Raw genomic sequence first — 16,204 nt, 5'->3', positions numbered from 1 at the left:
GGTTCAGCTCCTCACTGGGGTGACGGCGGCGGGGGCCGGGACGCGCTCCGCGAGCGGGAGCACGGGCGGGAGCGCCTGGGGCGGCTCGCCGAGCAGCACCCGGCGCACCACGCGCTCGGCGGCCCGGCCGTCGTCGAACTCGCAGAACCGCTCCCGGAAGGCGGCCCGCAGCGCCGCGGCCTCGTCCCCCGCCCACGAGCCGTCGCGGAAGACGCCGGCCAGCTCCTCCGGCGACCGCACCACCGGGCCCGGCGGCGCCGCCATCAGGTCGAAGTAGACGCCGCGCGTCTCCCGGTAGACGTCCCAGTCGTCGGCGTACACGACGATCGGCCGGTCCAGGTTGGCGTAGTCGAACATGATCGACGAGTAGTCGGTGACCAGCGCGTCGGCGGCCAGGCACACGTCCTCCGAGGAGCGGTGCGCGGTGACGTCGATGATCCGGCCGCTGCCGCGCGCGCCGCCCCGGTCGTAGAAGTAGTGGGCGCGCAGCAGCACCACCACGTCCTCGCCGGCCGCCTCGCAGAACGCCTCCAGGTCCAGGCCGCCCGCGTCGAAGCCGGTCGCCCAGTCGCGGTGCGTGGGGGCGTACAGGACGGCCGTCTTCCCCTCCGGCACGCCCAGTTCGCGCCGGACGCGGGCGACGTCGTCGGCGGTGGCCGTGCAGTAGACGTCGTTGCGCGGGTAGCCGTACTCCAGGTGCTCGTAGGAGCCGGGGAAGGCGCGCTCCCACATCCGGGTGGAGTGGCGGTTGGCGGAGAGGTTGTAGTCCCAGCGGTCGACGCGGCGCAGCAGCCTGGCGAAGCTGCCGGTGGCCGCCGCCACCACCGGGTACGTCGACTGGTCGACTCCCATCGTCTTCAGCGGCGTGCCGTGCTGGGTCTGCACGTGCACGCTGCCGGGGCGCTTGACCACGCCGTCGGCGAAGTTGGCGTTGTTCACCAGGTACTTGGCCCGGGCCAGCACCTCCCAGTAGCGCCGGCTGCCGATGACCGCGTGGTCGACGTCCTTCGGCACGGTGTGCGCCTGGCCCGGCTCGACCAGGAACACGCCGCGCAGGTGCGGGGCGAGTTCGCGGGCCTTGGCGTGGATCGCGGCCGGGTTGCAGGCGTAGCCGCGGCCCCAGTACGCGCAGTACACGACGAGGTTCGGGTCCAGCGGGCGGCGCAGGTGATGGCGGTAGAGCAGGCGGGTGCGCAGCCCGTGCGGGCGCGGAAGGCGTCGCAGCAGCCCGGTCACGGCGCGGTTGGCGGCACGCAGCGCGCGGAAGCCCGGGTACGACCCCGAGGCCAGCAGCCGGTGCTGCACGCCGAGCCGGCCGCCCGGCCGCCGGAAACCCGCCGGCCGGTGGAGCCGGTAGAGGCGGCTCGCCCGGCGGAAGAAGTCGCGGCGCTCCCGGCGTGTCAGGCGCCGGGGATGGGTGGCCGTCTTGAGGATCGCGGCGAAGAGCTGCTCGAACAGCGGCCCGCGCCGCTCGGCCGGCAGCCCCTGCTCGGCGGCGTGCACGAGCGCCAGTTCGGCCTGGTCGAGGAGGTCCGCGTGGTGCTCGCCCGGCAGGTTCAGCCGGCTGCCCTGCCGTCGCACCAGATGCCGTACGACGACGGAGCGCAGCACCGCCACGCGCTCGGCGCGCGCCGCGACCAGGGCGCCGAAGCCGACGTCCGTGAAGTGCCCCTCGGGGAAGGCCAGTCGCCGCTCGGTGAGGAACGCACGGCGGTAGACCGCGCTCCACGCGGGCAGCCGTACCCCGGTGAGGTGCGGGGCCCGGTCGGGGGGGAAGGGACCGTCCGGGGCCTTCGCCAGCAGCGGGGCGGCCGGGTTGGTCGGATCGCCCTCCCACCAGGGGACGCGCTCGTGCTCGAAGTACAGCACATCGACGCAGGGGTCGCGGGGGTCGCCGGGATCGCCGCCGGTTTCCGCCAGCCGCGCGTCCAGCGCCGCCAGCGCACCGGGGGTGAGGACGTCGTCGCCGTCGAGGAAGAGCAGGTACGCGCCGGTCGCCGCCCGCATCCCGGTGTTGCGCGCCCCGGCCAGCCCGGCCGACGGCGGCGAGTCGACGGGCGCCACCCGGGAGTCCCGCTCGGCGCGCGTCTCGACGACGTCCGCCGCGGCGAGGTCCGGGGCGTCACGGACCGGGATCAGCTCGAAGTCGCCGAAGGACTGGGCGAGGACCGAATCCAGCGCCTGGGAGAGCCGCCCCGCGACCCCATGGGACGGGACGATGATGCTGAAACGGGGCATACTGCACTTTCTCTCGGTGTCCTGGTCCGACGGGAGCCCCCGCCGCACGTGCCGTCCGGCGGCCCGGCCGTCCCGTCGGCCGCCAGGTGGAGGGCCGGGACGGGGTGGGCCGCGACGAGCTGCGGGCCATGCGGACTCCCCGTGGACGCGAACGGTGGTCAGAAGCTGTCGGTGACGGTGCGGGGCCCGGCCGGTTGCGGCACGGTGGCCAGCGGCGTGCGGGCGAGGGCCGCGGACGGGGGTCCTCCGGTGCGAGCGGGGTCGAGTGTGGGGGAGGAGGGCGCGGGGCGGCGTTCGGCGAGCGGCACGACGGGCGGCAGGTCCTTCTCGCCGAGCACCACCCGGCGTACGACGCGCTCGGCGGCGCGGCCGTCGTCGTGCGGGCAGAACCGTTCCCGGAAGGCCGCCCTGAGCCGGGCGGACCGCGAGCCCCGCCAGTGGCCGCCGGCGAAGACGTCGATCAGCTCGTCCTCGTCCCGCACGACCGCGCCCGGCGGGAACGCGTGCAGGTCGACGTAGGTACCGCGGGCCGCCTCGTACGCCTCCGGCTCGTCCGCGTGGAGCACGATCGGGCGGTCCAGGCCCGCGTAGTCGAACACCAGCGCCGAGTAGTCGGTGACGAGGGCGTCCGAGGCCAGGCACAGCGACTCCACGCTCGGGTGGTCACTGACGTCGAGGACCCGGCCCCCGGACGCGACGAGCGGGCCGGCGCAGCCGCTGTGTTCGGGGGCCGCGCGGGCCAGCACCATGAACCGCGGACCCAGGTGGGTGACGACGCGCTCCAGGTCCAGGGCGACGCGCTGGGTACGGCGGTAGTCGCGGTGCGCGGGCGCGTACAGGATCGCGACCGTGCCCTCGGGGATGCCGAGGCTCTCGCGCAGCCGGGCCACGTCCGCGGCCGTCGCCCGGTGGAAGACGTCGGTGCGGGGCTGGCCGTACTCCAGGACGGTGTAGCCGCCGGGGTGGACGCGTTCCCACGTCAGGGTGGAGTGCCGGTTGGCGGAGACGACGTAGTCCCAGGAGTCGACGTCGCGCAGCATCCGGGTGAAGTCCGTGTCGCGGGCGGCGGCCGGACGCTCCTGGAGGTCCAGGCCCGTGTACGCCAGCGGGGTCCCGGCCTGCGTCTGGATCAGGACCTGGCCCCGGCGCTTGACCAGGCCGGGGTCGAAGGCGGTGTTGTGCACCAGGTACCGGGAGCGGGCCAGCGCCGTCCAGTACGCGGCCGTGCCGGGCGTCAGGCGGCGCGGGCCGGGCGGGACCGCGTGGTGGTGCTCGGGAGCGGCGGCCCACGCCGTGCGCACGTGCGGGGCGAAGGTGCGGAACGCATCCTCCAGCGCGCCCGGGTTGCAGCCGTGGCCCCGGCCCCCGTCGGCGGCGAAGACGGCCCGGTCGGCGCGCAGGGGCAGGCGGCGCTGGACCCGGTAGTGCAGGCGCAGGGCGGCGGACCGCGCGGCGCGCAGCAGCTTGGCGGCGGCCTTCCCCGTCCGGCGGCGCAGGGCCGACGCCAGCCGCAGGGCCTCGTAGGTGCGGCGCAGGCCCAGGCGGAGCAGGGCGTGGCGCAGCCGTACGGGCAGCGGGGCGGGGGCGCCGGGGACCCGGTAGCGGCGGCAGTGGACGCGGGCCCGGCGCAGGAACTCGGCGCGCAGCGAGCGCGGGAGGCGGTCGGGGCGGGTGAACACCGTCGTCAGGTGGTCGGCCATGCGGCGGAACAGCACCGGCCGCCAGCGGGCCAGCTCCGGGTACGACTCGAGATACGCGAAGACCCGGTCGTACTGCGTGAACACGTCCAGGTGCCGCGCGCTCGGCGTGCCCAGGATGCTGCCCCGCCTGCGCTGCCGGTAGTGGACGCAGACCCGGTCCAGGGTGGCGATGGACCCGGCCGTCATCAGGACCGGGTAGGTCCACGGGGTGTCCTCGTAGTAGCCCGGCGGGAAGGTGAAGCCCGCGCGCTCGGCGAACTCCCGCCGGACCGTCTTGTTCCAGGCCACCATCAGCAGCTTCAGCAGTCCCGGCCGGTCGGCCAGCCGGAACGGCGCCGGGCCCCGCTCGCTCAGGTGTGCGGCGGCCCGGTTGCGGACCGTCTCGCCGGTCCAGTAGGTGCGCGCGTAGTCGTAGACCAGGACGTCCGGCTCCCCGGTCTCCTTGATCCGGTCGGCGATGGCCCGCAGCGCGTGCGGGGCGAGGGTGTCGTCGCCGTCCAGGAAGACCAGGTAGTCGCCGCTCGCCCGCTCCATCCCGGCGTTGCGGGCGGGTCCCAGGCCCTGGTTCCGCGGCAGGTGCACGGGGCGTACGCGCGGGTCGCGGGCCGCGAACTCGTCGGCGATCGCACCGCAGGCGTCCGGGGAGCAGTCGTCGACCACGATCAGTTCGAGGTCCGGACACGACTGGGACAGCACCGATTCCAGGCACGCGTGCAGATACGCCTGAACCTGGTACGCGGGAACGATGACACTGAACCGGGGCACGGGACATCCATAGGTCGGCGGGGTCGGCGCGGGCGTTCGGCCCGGGAACGGCCAATGGAGTGACTTGGTTACGGTCCCTGCGGCATTCGGGGGACCGGGCGCACGTACGAGCGAGGGGACGGGCCGGTGACCGGCCCGTCCCCTCAAGAGTGGTGTCGCGGCGGCTACTTGACGGCGCCCGCCATCACGCCGGACACGAACTGCCGCTGGAAAGCGAAGAACACGGCCAGCGGGATCACCATGGAGATGAACGCGCCCGGCGCCAGGACGTCGATGTTGTTGCCGAACTGCCGTACCTGCGTCTGCAGGGCGACCGTGATCGGCTGGTTCCCGGAGTCCGAGAAGATCAGCGCGACCAGCATGTCGTTCCACACCCACAGGAACTGGAAGATGCCCAGGCTCGCGATCGCGGGCCCGCCGAGCGGCATCACGACCCGTGCGAACAGCCGCAGTTCACCGGCGCCGTCGAGACGGGCCGCCTCCAGCAGCTCCCTCGGGATCTCCGCGAAGAAGTTCCGCAGCAGGAACACGGCGAAGGGCAGTCCGAAGCCCACGTGGAACAGGACCACGCCGACGATCGAGCCGAACAGACCGATCATGCCGAAGAGTTCGGCGATCGGGATGAGTGCCACCTGGACGGGGACGACCAGCAGCCCGACCACGGCCAGGAACCACCAGTCGCGGCCCGGGAAGTCCATCCACGCGAACGCGTAGCCCGCGAGCGAGCCGATGACGACGACCAGGACCGTCGCGGGGACCGTGATCAGTACGGTGTTGACGAGGGAGGAGGTGATGTCGCCGTTCTTCAGCAGCTCCTCGTAGCTCTGGAAGGTGAGCTGGGACGGCTTGGTGAAGACCTCCCACCAGCCGCTCGCCGCCATGTCCCGCGGCGTGCGCAGCGAGGACAGCAGCAGGCCGATGGTCGGGACCAGCCAGAACAGGCCCACGACGATCAGGAACACCCGGACCAGTCCGCCGCTGACGCCCTCGGCGAGCCGCGCCCCCAGCGACTGCCTGGCCCTGACGGCGGTCTCGGGGGGCTTCTCGGCCGCCTCGGTGAGGGAACCCGCGTCCGCGGTCATCGCCGCACCTCCCGCCGCAGTCGCCGTACGTTGAACCACATCACCGGGATGACCAGGAGCAGCAGGAACACCGAGATGGCGCTGGCGATCCCCGGCTGGTCGGAGGCGAAGCCCTTGCGGTACAGCTCCAGGGCGAGCACGTTCGCGTCGTCCTGGGAGGAGCCGGGGGCGATGATGAAGACCAGGTCGAAGACCTTCAGCACGTTGATCATCAGGGTGACGGCCACGACCGCCAGGACCGGTGCGAGGAGCGGGACCGTGACCCGTCGGAAGACCTGCCACTCGTTGGCGCCGTCGACCCGGGCGGCCTCCAGGAGCTCCCGGGGGACCCCGGCCAGTCCCGCCGCGATCAGCACCATCGCGAAGCCCGCCCACATCCACACGTACGACCCGATGACGGCCGGGGTGACGAGCGAGGGGCCGAGCCAGTCCAGGCCGTTGTAGGGCTCCTTGAAGTTGTCGGCGGGCAGCCTGAGCAGCGCCCCGTCGGCCTCCGCGGGCAGCGTGAACGTGCCGTCGCCGGCGGCCTTCGTCGACGCGACGACCTTGCCGTCCTTGACGGCCTCGATCTTCATCCCGGCGTAGCCCAGCTCGGCCGGGTCGACGCCGCCGAGTTTCCCGACGCCCTTGCCGCGGGTGAAGTCCTGCCAGGTGGTGCCGGTGATCTTCCCGTCCTCGGGCTCGGCGGGCACGGCCTTCTTGGCACTGTCCGGCATCAGGTCCGGGGCGACCCCGACGAGGGGGAGCGAGATCACCTCGCCCGTACCGACCGGCTCCTTGGTGACGAACGCGCCCCCGCCGGCCGGTTCCAGCGGCGACTCACGGCCCGGGTGCGCCTTCGGGAACGCGGACGACTCGGCGAACGTGTCGTGCACCCCGACCCACACCGCGTTCGCGACGCCCTTGTCCGGGTCCTGGTCGTACACCAGGCGGAAGATGATGCCGGCCGCCAGCATCGAGATCGCCATCGGCATGAAGACGACCAGCTTGAACGCCGTGCCCCAGCGCACCCGCTCGGTCAGCACCGCGAAGATCAGGCCGAGCGCGGTGGCGACCGTCGGCGCGAACACCACCCAGAGGATGTTGTTCTTCAGGGCGGTGCGGATGCCGTCGTCGGTGAACAGCGCCTCGTAGTTGTCGAATCCGGCGAAGGAGTCGCCGGACTGGTCGTAGAAGCTGCGGATCAGCGAGTACCCGATCGGGTAGACCACGAGCGCGCCGAGCAGCACCAGCGCGGGCAGCAGGAACAGGGCCGCCACGGTTCTGCGGGTGCCGGTCACGCTCTTGCGCGACTTGGGGGCGGCAGGGGCCGGTGGGGTCCCTGCCGCCGTGGCCGACGTCATCGCGTCAGCCTCCGTAGGCGGCGGCCGCGTCCGCCTCCAGCTTCGACGCCGCGCCGGCGACGTCCTTCGGGTTCTTCAGGAAGTCCTGCAGCGTCTTCCACTCGCCCTTGCCGGGAGTGCCGCCGAAGGCCTGCGGGGCCTGGTCCGACATGTCGAAGCGGAAGTCGTCGCCGGCCGCGATCAGCGCCTCGGCGATCTTCTTCTGCACCTCGTTCGGGTACGCCGACGTGTCGAGGTTCCTGTTCGGCGAGAGGAAACCGCCCAGCTTCGCCTGGATCGCCGCCGCGTCCGGCGAGGCCAGCCAGGTGGCCAGCGCCTGCGCCGCCTTCGAGTCCTTCAGGATCACGGCCGCGTCGCCGCCGGAGACCACCGGCGCGGTGCCGCCGACGGCCGGGAACGGGAACACCTTCGCGTCCGTGCCGATCTTCGCCTTGGTCTCACCGATGTTGACCTGCGCGAAGTCGCCCTCGTAGACCATGCCCGCCTTGGGCTGGTCGCCGCCGGTGAAGGTCTGCGTCACCGAGGCCGGGAACTCCGTCTGGAGGGCGCCGGTCGCACCGCCCGCGACGTAGTCCTTCTTGCCCCAGATCTCGGCGAGGGTGGTCAGCGCCTTCTTGACGGACGGGTCCGTCCACTTGATCTCGTGCTGGGCGAGCTGGTCGTACTTCTCCGGGCCCGCCTGCGAGAGGTAGACGTTCTCGAACCAGTCGGTGAGGGTCCAGCCGTCCGCGCCACCGACGGAGAACGGCGTGACGCCCGAGTCGTAGACCGTCCGGGCGGTGGTGAGCAGCTCGTCCCAGGTCTTGGGCTCGGTCGCGCCGGCGTTCTCGAAGACCTGCGCGTTGTACCAGATCAGGGACTTGTTCGCGGCCTTGTAGTACACGCCGTACTGCTTGCCGCCGACCTTGCCGATGTCCTGCCAGCCCTGCGAGTAGTTCTCGCCGAGTTCCTTGGTGGCCTCGGCGCCCAGCGGCTTGGCCCAGCCCTTGTCGACGGCCTGCTTGATGGCGCCGGGCTGCGGAAGCATCGCCACGTCCGGCGGGGCGCCACCCGCGATCTTCGATCCGAGGAAGTTGATGATCGGGTCCTGGGCGGGCACGAAGGTCACCTTGGCGCCGGTTAGTTTCTCGAACTCGGCGAGGACCTTCTTGAAGTTCTTCTGCTCGGTGCCGGTCCAGACGGCGGCGACCGAGAGGCTCTCGCCGTCCAGCTCGGGGAGGGTGACGGTGGCGGACGTCTCCTTGTCGCCGCCGCCCTGACTGCCGTTGTCGCCGCTGCCGTTGCCGTCGTCGCCGCCGCACGCGGTGAGCGAGAGGGTGAGCGCTCCCGCGGCGAGGGCGGCTGCGACCCGGGCGGTCTTCTTGCTGGTCCTGCGTGTCCGGATGGTGCTGCTCGTGCGCATCACTGCCCCGTTCTTCGTTCCTCGTCGAACGTTCGGCGCTGTCCCGTGCGCTCTGGTGTACGCCAGGGGGATGAGGGCGGCAAGAGCGCGTCCGCCGTCGGGCGGGGGATCGTGACCGCCTCGTGACCAGGCACGGGTGCTGGTGCGGGCGCCGGCGCGGGCGACACGGGGGCTGCCGCCCCGGGCCCCCGCCTCGGCCCGAACGGCCTTGTCCCGAACGCCGGACGGGCCGTGCCGACGCGTCCGGAGCGGCGACGGGCGCAGCGGCCCCGTCGCCGCCCGGGAAGAACCGCCGGAGGCTACAGGAGCGACGGCACCTCCGCCGCCGCCACCTCCCGCGCCGCCCGCTCCAACGCGCTGGCCAGCAGCGCCAGGTCCGTCGGTCCGTTGCCCAACTCCCGCACGGGGCGCCGGGTGGGCGGGTCGCCCATGCGGTGCCACTCCAGGGGGACCACCGTGGGCCGCAGGGTCGCCGTACGCGGGATGCGCCCCGTGACCCGGCCGCCCTGGAAGACCACGGCACGCCCGTCGGCGCGGGCCAACCGCCCCCGCCCCGGCGCCGGTTCGTCCGGCCCCGGCACCGGCGGGTCGAGGGTGACGCGCAGGGTGGCGCGCAGGGCCGGTTCCGTCTGCGCCGTACGGCCCCCGGGCGCGGTGGCGGCCACCAGGTGCACCCCGAGCCGCTCGCCCTCCCGCGCGACCGCCTCCAGCGCCCGCATCACCGACCCCGCAGCGGGCCGCCCGGGCGAGCCGAGCGGGGGAGTGACGAGGGCGTCGAGGTCGTCCACGATCACGACGAGGCGGGGGAGTGGGGGCGCCGCCCCCGCCCGGCGTCGGGCCGCGCCCGGCCGCAGTCGCAGCGTGGAGCTGGGCGGGGACTCGACGTCCCCGGTGTCCGATATCGCCGCGGGGCCCGGGGCGCCGCCGCCCGCCGCCGTGCGCTGGGCGACCATCCGGCCGGACACCTCGCGCCCGGTGTGCCACGCGGCGAAGTCCGAACGGCCGAGCAGTTCGGCGCGCCGCTTCAGCTCGGCGCTCAGCGACTGGGCGAACTCACGCATGAGAACGGGGTCGTTGGCGGTGAGGTGCGTGGTGACGTGCGGTACGTCCGTACAGATGCGCAGTCCCTCGCCGTGCCCGCCGCCCGCGCCCACGCTGTCGCGGCCGTCCATCAGGACGATGCCGAGGCGGTCGGGGCGTTCGGCGGAGGCGAGCGAGGCGACCAGCGCGCGCAGCAGTTCGGTGCGCCCGCTGCCGGGCGGCCCCTCGATCAGCAGGTGCGGTCCCTCGGCCGTGAGGTCGACCGTGACCGGGCCGCGCGGGCCGGCGCCCAGCACGGCGTGCGCGCGTCCGCCGAGGGCCTCCGGGTCGTCGGCCGCGTCCGCCCACCGGGCCATCAGGGAGGCCGGGGTGGCCCGGGCGAGGCCCAGCTCGTCCAGGAGCCGGGCCGCCTGGGGCAGCGGTGCGGACACGCGCGCGTGCCGTTCACCGAGGGCGCCGTCGGTGCGCAGCGGTGCCAGCGCGCGCGCGAACCGCTCGGCCCAGGCGAGGGAGACGGCGTCGGCCGTGCCGAGGGTGCCGTGACCGACCGGCCCGGTGGGGGCGGCCGGAGCGCCCGGGGGGGAGCTCGCGCGGGCGATGCGCAGCAGCCGCAGGGCCGTCGCCACGTCGCCGCTGAGCAGCGCCACGGCACCGCACTCCCGGAACACCGGCGACACCGCGCAGGCCGCCTCGTACGTCTCCGTCACCGGGGACGTGGGGGAGGCGGCGGCCGTCTCGGCGAGGCACACGACGTGGATACCGGCCCGCGGCCCCTCCAGGGCCAGCCGCGCCAGCGTCTCGCGCAGGTCGGCGCCTCCGGGGTCGCCGTCCACGACGACCACGGTGTACGACCCCGCGAAGCCGCCGACCGGATCGGACCCGTCGTCGGGCCGTGCCCAGGAGGGCTGCCGGGCGGTGCCCGCGGCCGTCACCGGGCGGCCGGCCTGCCGCGCGTCCTGCGAGGGAGGCGTCGGTCGGGCCGGGACCGTGCCGACCGGGACCGGCGGCCGTGTTCCGGCGCGGGTGTCGGACAGGTGGTCCTCCAGGCGGCGGAGGACTTCCTGGGCGCGTGCCGTGGCCTGTTCGCGGTCGTAGGCGAGCAGCAGGCGGCAGTCCTGGCCGTGTCCCGGGCGCAGCTGCGGCAGCCAGCCCAGCCAGGACCACTCGGCGGTCCGCTCCGCGAGCGGACGGGAGCGGTCCGCGCTGATCAGGACGATCTCCAGGACGTCGGCGGAGTGCAGCGCGGCGAGCTGGGCCAGCACCGCGCGGGCCAGCCCGGCGAGCCGCGCGCGCGGACCCGCCAGCCCGAGCGCCCCGACCTCGCGCAGCCCGGCGGTCACCGGGACCGCGGGCAACGGCACGTCGACGCCGGGCGCCACCCGGTCGGTGGTACCGAGCCGCACGGTGAGCGCCTCCGGGTGACCCGGGCCGCGCTCCCACAGCCGCGGCCCCGGGCCGAGCGCCGTCAGCAGCAGCGCGGCGGGGTCCGGCCAGGCCTCCGGCGCGTGGGGGGTGCCCGCCGGGGGCGTCCAGGCCGGTCCGGCCCCCTCGTCGTCGTAGGGGTGCGCCGCGGGCCCGGACGCCTCCTGCGCACCACCGCGCCCGCCGGTCAGCCGTCGCGCCCACGCGCCGAGCCCGTGGCGCCGGCGCACGCCCTGCGGTACGTCGGTCCCGCGCACCGGCGTCCCCTTGCGTCCCGTGCCGCTGCCCGGACCGGCGGCTGCGCCGAAGGCGGCGGCCTCGGTCCCGCCGGCTGCGAAGCCGCCCGTACGGAAGGTGCCCGCGCCGGAGGCGCCGCCGTGCGTGTCACCCCCGGCGGGAACCGGTCGCGACGGGCCCGTCACGGGGCCGGTGCCGTGGCTCTCGATGCGCGGTGCGCCGCCCTGCCCGGGAACCTGGGGGGGATCGGCCGGTGTCGCGCCGGTGCCGGTCCCCGCGGCGCCGTAGGCGTGGTGTGTCCGCCCGGCGGGGCGGTCCCGGTCCCCTGATCCGGACCCGGCCCCGTCGGACCTGGTCGCGTCGGTCCTGGATGTGTCGGTCCTGGATGTGTCGGCACCGGTCCCGCGCCGGGAACCGTCCCGGCCGTCGGCCGCGGGTACGGGTCCGTCCGCCGTCCGGGCCGTCCGTGGGCGACGGTCCGTCTCCCCGGGCGGGCCCGCGGCGCCGGCCGCACTCCTGGCCGCGTGGGTGAGGTCGCCCGTCCCGCTGGTCGCGCGCGTGGGACCGTCCGCCCCGCTCCCCGCGCGGGCGTGCCCCTGCGTCCCGTCGGCCACGCGCGCGTGCGCCCCTTCGTCCCCGGCGTCCGTCCCGGCGCCCCGCCCGGCGGCCGGTGACGCGGAGGACTGCGCGCCGGACAGCCGTACGTGCCCCTCCCCGTCCGGTGTCGTCGCCACCCGCGTCTGCGTTCCCCGGGGGACCGGCACGAGCCGCAGGGCCGACTCGCCGATCCGCAGCAGCGCGCCCGGCGCGAAGCGGACCGGGCGGTCGCCCACGCGGGTGCCGTCCAGGACGGTGCCGTTGGTGGAGCCGAGGTCGGCGACCGAGACGCGGCCGTCGGCGGCGACGGTCACGGCGCAGTGCATCCGGGAGACGTCCGGGTCGTCGAGCGCGACGTCGGCGTCGGCGGAGCGGCCGAGCCGGATCTGCCCGCCGTGCAGCAGGTGGACGCCGCCGGCGTCGGGACCGGCGACGACGTGGAGTTGGGCGGGGACCTCGGCCGGCTCGGTGTGCGGGTCGGGATCGCCCGGGGCGCCCAGGCAGAGCACGGCGCCGTCGATCAGCGGCGGCTCGCCCAGGGTGCTGCGCTGGGCGTCGAGCCGCTGCGCACCGGCGTAGAGCACCACCTGGCCGGAGCCCTGGCCCTCACCGCCGGGGAGCGCCGCGGCCAGCCCGGAGGCGACCGCGGCCAGGGCCGTGCCGGCCGGTGCGGTGACCAGCACGTCGCAGCTCACGGCGCGGTCCCCCACCGCATGCGGGCCCAGCGGGTCTACGACGGTCAGCCGGATCTGCATCGCCGTCAGCGGTCCCTTCGCGCGGGCGCCCGCACGCCGGGACAGAAGCCGTTCACCACGGTCCCCCACCGCGGACTTCCCCCACCGCCACACGAGCACGTCGGCCAGTACTGCACGCATCCTCGCACCTGCCACTGACAACGTGCCCGCCGCCCGCCGCCGAATGATCTTGATTGGTCGGCTCTGCCCTCAAAAATGCCTGACAGTCGTCGCCTCGTTGATCGAACGGAATCCGCTTGGGATCGGTCACGTCCGGGCTCGGCAACCCGGGGACCGGGTCGAGCGTCTTTCCTTCGAACACGCACCTGTACGGGTGGGGAAGCAGAACGTAAGACGCACCTGCGGACCAATGGGAACCCGCACAACCGTGACAGCCCGGTGCCGCACACCGCGGCACTACAGTGGGTCGGAACAGCCAGCAAGCAACAGGGAGCGCATGACGTGCGGCCGGTAGGCAGCAAGTACCTCCTCGAGGAACCCCTCGGTCGCGGCGCCACGGGCACCGTCTGGCGGGCCCGCCAGCGCGAGACCGCGGGCGCCGAGGCGGCCGTGGCCGGACAGCCCGGCGAGACCGTCGCGATCAAGGTCCTCAAGGAGGAGCTCGCGAGCGACCCCGACATCGTGATGCGCTTCCTGCGGGAGCGCTCCGTCCTGCTCCGGCTGACCCACCCCAACATCGTGCGGGTCCGCGACCTGGTCGTCGAGGGCGAGCTGCTGGCGCTGGTCATGGACCTCGTCGACGGCCCCGACCTGCACCGCTACCTGCGCGAGAACGGGCCGTTCACCCCGGTCGCCGCCGCCCTGCTCACCGCCCAGATCGCCGACGCGCTCGCCGCCAGCCACACCGACGGCGTCGTCCACCGCGACCTCAAGCCGGCGAACGTCCTGCTGAAGCAGACCGGCGGCGAGATGCACCCGATGCTCACCGACTTCGGCATCGCCCGCCTCGCCGACTCACCCGGCCTCACCCGCACCCACGAGTTCGTCGGCACGCCCGCCTACGTCGCGCCGGAGTCCGCCGAGGGCCGCCCGCAGACCTCCGCCGTCGACGTCTACGGCGCCGGCATCCTGCTGTACGAGCTGGTCACCGGCCGGCCGCCGTTCGGCGGGGGCTCCGCCCTGGAGGTGCTGCACCAGCACCTGAGCGCCGAGCCGCGCCGCCCCTCCACCGTCCCCGACCCGCTGTGGACGGTCATCGAGCGCTGCCTGCGCAAGAACCCGGACGAACGTCCCAGCGCCGAGAACCTCGCGCGCGGCCTGCGCGTCGTCGCCGAGGGCATCGGGGTGCACGCGAGCAGCGCGCAGATCGGCGCCGCCGAGAACGTGGGCGCGCTCCTCGCCCCCGACCCGGCGCCCGCACCGGTCCCGGACGCCCCCGGCGCCGCCGACCCGACGCAGGTCCTGCCGCAGAACCCGAACGGCGCCTACGACCCGAACGGCGCGACCAGCGTCCTGCCGCACACCGGCAACCCCGCGGGCGCCGCCGACCCCACCGCCGTGCTCCCCAGCCGCGGCGCGGCCGACCCGACCGCCGTCATGCCGCCGGTGCCGTCGGGGCAGCCGGGCGGACCGGGGCAGGGCCAGGGCGGACAGCCCGGCGGGCCCGAGGACCCGCACCCCTGGCAGAACCAGCTGCGCGCCGCCCGCGACCGCAACGAACAGACGCAGGTCCAGTACCTCGACCCGAACGAGGACCCGCTGCGCCGCCGCCCCCAGCGGCAGGTCGCCCGCCCGCAGCAGCCGCCCCGCCAGGCCCCGCAGGGCCCGCCGCCCCAGCAGCCCGGCTACGGCTATCCGCAGCAGCAACAGCCGCAGCGGTACGCCACTCCGCAGCCGCAGCAACCCCAGCAGCCCCAGCACCAGCGGCCCCAGCAGCCGCAGCGGCCCCAGCCGCAGCGTTACGCCCCGCCGCCCACGCCCGAGCCCCAGCCGCCCCGGCGTGAACCCCGGCCGCCGCGCCAGCGCAGCGCCAACCCGATGCGGATCCCCGGGCTGGGCTGCCTCAAGGGCTGCCTGTTCACCGTCGTCATCCTGTTCGTGGCCGGCTGGCTGGTCTGGGAGCTCAGCCCGCTGCAGGAGTGGATCGGCACGGGCAAGGGCTACTGGGACCAGCTCAGCGACTGGTTCGGCACCGTGACCGGCTGGATCGGGGACCTGGGCGGCGACAGCGGCTCGGGCGGCGGGAGCACGGGCGGCAACTGAGCCGCCCCGCCGGCCGTGCGCCGCCGACTCTGGGGATTTGTCGACAACTGACGGGTGAATTCCGCCTCCGCTGTGAAGGCCGGCTCCTCGGACGCGTACTTTTAGGCGCAACACGCGTCGGTAGGAGCAGTCTTGGCACGGAAGATCGGCAGCCGGTACACCGCCCACCAGATCCTCGGGCGGGGCAGCGCCGGCACGGTGTGGCTGGGCGAAGGACCCGAGGGGCCCGTCGCGATCAAGTTGCTGCGCGAGGACCTGGCGTCCGACCAGGAACTCGTCTCACGCTTCGTGCAGGAGCGCACCGCCCTGCTCGGCCTGGAGCACCCGCACGTCGTCTCCGTGCGCGACCTGGTCGTCGACGGCAACGACCTGGCGCTGGTCATGGATCTGGTCCGGGGCACGGATCTGCGTACCCGCCTCGACCGGGAGCGGCGTCTGGCGCCCGAGGCCGCGGTGGCCGTCGTCGCCGACGTCGCCGACGGCCTGGCCGCCGCGCACGCCGCCGGCGTCGTGCACCGCGACGTCAAGCCCGAGAACGTGCTGCTGGACATGCAGGGCCCCCTCGGCCCCGGCGGCTCGCACCCGGCCCTGCTGACGGACTTCGGGGTGGCCAAACTCATCGACACGCCGCGGCGCACCCGGGCCACGAAGATCATCGGCACGCCGGACTACCTGGCCCCGGAGATCGTCGAGGGCCTGCCGCCCCGCGCGGCGGTGGACATCTACGCGCTGGCCACGGTCCTCTACGAGCTGCTCGCGGGCTTCACGCCGTTCGGCGGCGGCCACCCCGGCGCCGTGCTGCGCCGCCATGTGACCGAGACGGTCGTCCCCCTCCCCGGCATCCCGGACGAGCTGTGGCAGCTGCTCGTGCAGTGCCTGGCCAAGGCGCCGGCCTCCCGGCTGCGCGCCTCCGAGCTGGGCGCCCGGCTGCGCGAGCTGCTGCCGATGCTGGCCGGGATGGGGCCGCTGGACGTCGACGAGCCCGACGCGGAGCAGGAGGACGACGCGCCCGAGGAGCCCGCGACGTCCCCGGGGTCCCCCGAGTCCGCCGGGGAGCCCGTACGGCGCCGGGGAGCGGTGCCGCTGGTGCCGGGGGCGAAGCCGGCCGACTCCAACCGCGACACGCACACCTCCATGCGCGTACCGGCCCCCGACGAGCTGGCCGGCGGCGCCCGCGGCACCGCCCGCGCCCCGCGCGCGTCCGGTGCCCCGCGCCCCGGCTCGGCCCGCAACCGCGCCACCGCGCGGCGGCGCCGGCTCGCCCTGGGCGCGGGCGCGCTCGCCCTGGTGGCGGCGATCGGTGTCGGTACCTGGCTGGCCACGAGCGGTGACGAGGGCGACGCGGGGCCCCAGGACACGCGGAACTCGGCACCCGCCTCTCCGTGAGGGCGGCACCGGCCCGTCCGTGAGGGCGGCACCG

8 protein-coding genes are annotated in these 16,204 nt (G+C 74.9%); 2 read left to right on the top strand and 6 right to left on the bottom strand.

From position 1 onward, the window contains the following. Window positions 1-3: 3 nt before the first annotated feature. From RM812_RS23095 to RM812_RS23070, 6 genes are all read right to left on the bottom strand, one after another. A complete protein-coding gene (locus RM812_RS23095; protein ID WP_311575146.1) occupies window positions 4-2,238 on the bottom strand; it encodes a bifunctional glycosyltransferase/CDP-glycerol:glycerophosphate glycerophosphotransferase in 2,235 nt (744 codons plus the stop codon). A gap of 158 nt (window positions 2,239-2,396) precedes the next feature. Continuing rightward, window positions 2,397-4,703: a bifunctional glycosyltransferase/CDP-glycerol:glycerophosphate glycerophosphotransferase gene (locus RM812_RS23090; RefSeq protein WP_311575145.1), complete on the bottom strand. Its 2,307-nt coding sequence runs from the start codon at window positions 4,701-4,703 to the stop codon at window positions 2,397-2,399. A 164-nt stretch (window positions 4,704-4,867) separates the two neighbouring features. After that, a complete protein-coding gene (locus RM812_RS23085) occupies window positions 4,868-5,785 on the bottom strand; it encodes a carbohydrate ABC transporter permease (RefSeq protein WP_311575144.1) in 918 nt (305 codons plus the stop codon). After that, complete coding sequence (locus RM812_RS23080) at window positions 5,782-7,128, bottom strand: carbohydrate ABC transporter permease (RefSeq protein WP_394816505.1); 1,347 nt, start codon at window positions 7,126-7,128, stop codon at window positions 5,782-5,784. Before RM812_RS23080 ends, RM812_RS23085 begins: the two co-directional genes overlap by 4 nt. Window positions 7,129-7,132: 4 nt before the next feature. After that, on the bottom strand, window positions 7,133-8,530 hold the full coding sequence (locus tag RM812_RS23075) for an ABC transporter substrate-binding protein (protein ID WP_311575143.1): 1,398 nt from the start codon (window positions 8,528-8,530) through the stop codon (window positions 7,133-7,135). A gap of 299 nt (window positions 8,531-8,829) precedes the next feature. Next, window positions 8,830-12,582 carry an FHA domain-containing protein gene (locus tag RM812_RS23070; RefSeq protein ID WP_311575159.1) on the bottom strand — a complete coding sequence of 1,251 codons (3,753 nt, stop codon included), beginning with the start codon at window positions 12,580-12,582 and terminating at the stop codon, window positions 8,830-8,832. A 441-nt stretch (window positions 12,583-13,023) separates the two neighbouring features. Between RM812_RS23070 and RM812_RS23065 the strand changes: the two genes are divergently transcribed. Together RM812_RS23065 and RM812_RS23060 are read left to right on the top strand one after the other, a co-directional pair. Continuing rightward, the gene (locus RM812_RS23065; protein ID WP_311575142.1) at window positions 13,024-14,784 is read left to right on the top strand and encodes a serine/threonine-protein kinase; all 1,761 of its coding nucleotides are present in this window, start codon (window positions 13,024-13,026) and stop codon (window positions 14,782-14,784) included. A 132-nt stretch (window positions 14,785-14,916) separates the two neighbouring features. Further along, window positions 14,917-16,170, top strand: coding sequence for a serine/threonine-protein kinase (locus RM812_RS23060; RefSeq protein ID WP_311575141.1), 1,254 nt, complete (start codon window positions 14,917-14,919; stop codon window positions 16,168-16,170). The last annotated feature ends 34 nt before the right edge of the window (window positions 16,171-16,204 follow it).

The sequence above is a fragment of the Streptomyces lancefieldiae genome (assembly GCF_031845825.1).
Taxonomy (GTDB): Bacteria; Actinomycetota; Actinomycetes; order Streptomycetales; family Streptomycetaceae; genus Streptomyces; species Streptomyces lancefieldiae.
This window is presented reverse-complemented; position numbering and strand designations above follow the sequence as displayed.

Excerpts from the sequence above, each read along its gene's own strand:
- RM812_RS23095 (WP_311575146.1), bottom strand. The coding sequence starts at position 2,238 with ATGCCCCGTTTCAGCATCATCGTCCCGTCCCATGGGGTCGCGGGGCGG.
- RM812_RS23085 (WP_311575144.1), bottom strand. The coding sequence starts at position 5,785 with ATGACCGCGGACGCGGGTTCCCTCACCGAGGCGGCCGAGAAGCCCCCC.
- RM812_RS23080 (WP_394816505.1), bottom strand. The coding sequence starts at position 7,128 with ATGACGTCGGCCACGGCGGCAGGGACCCCACCGGCCCCTGCCGCCCCC.
- RM812_RS23075 (WP_311575143.1), bottom strand. The coding sequence starts at position 8,530 with ATGCGCACGAGCAGCACCATCCGGACACGCAGGACCAGCAAGAAGACC.
- RM812_RS23070 (WP_311575159.1), bottom strand. The coding sequence starts at position 12,582 with ATGCAGATCCGGCTGACCGTCGTAGACCCGCTGGGCCCGCATGCGGTG.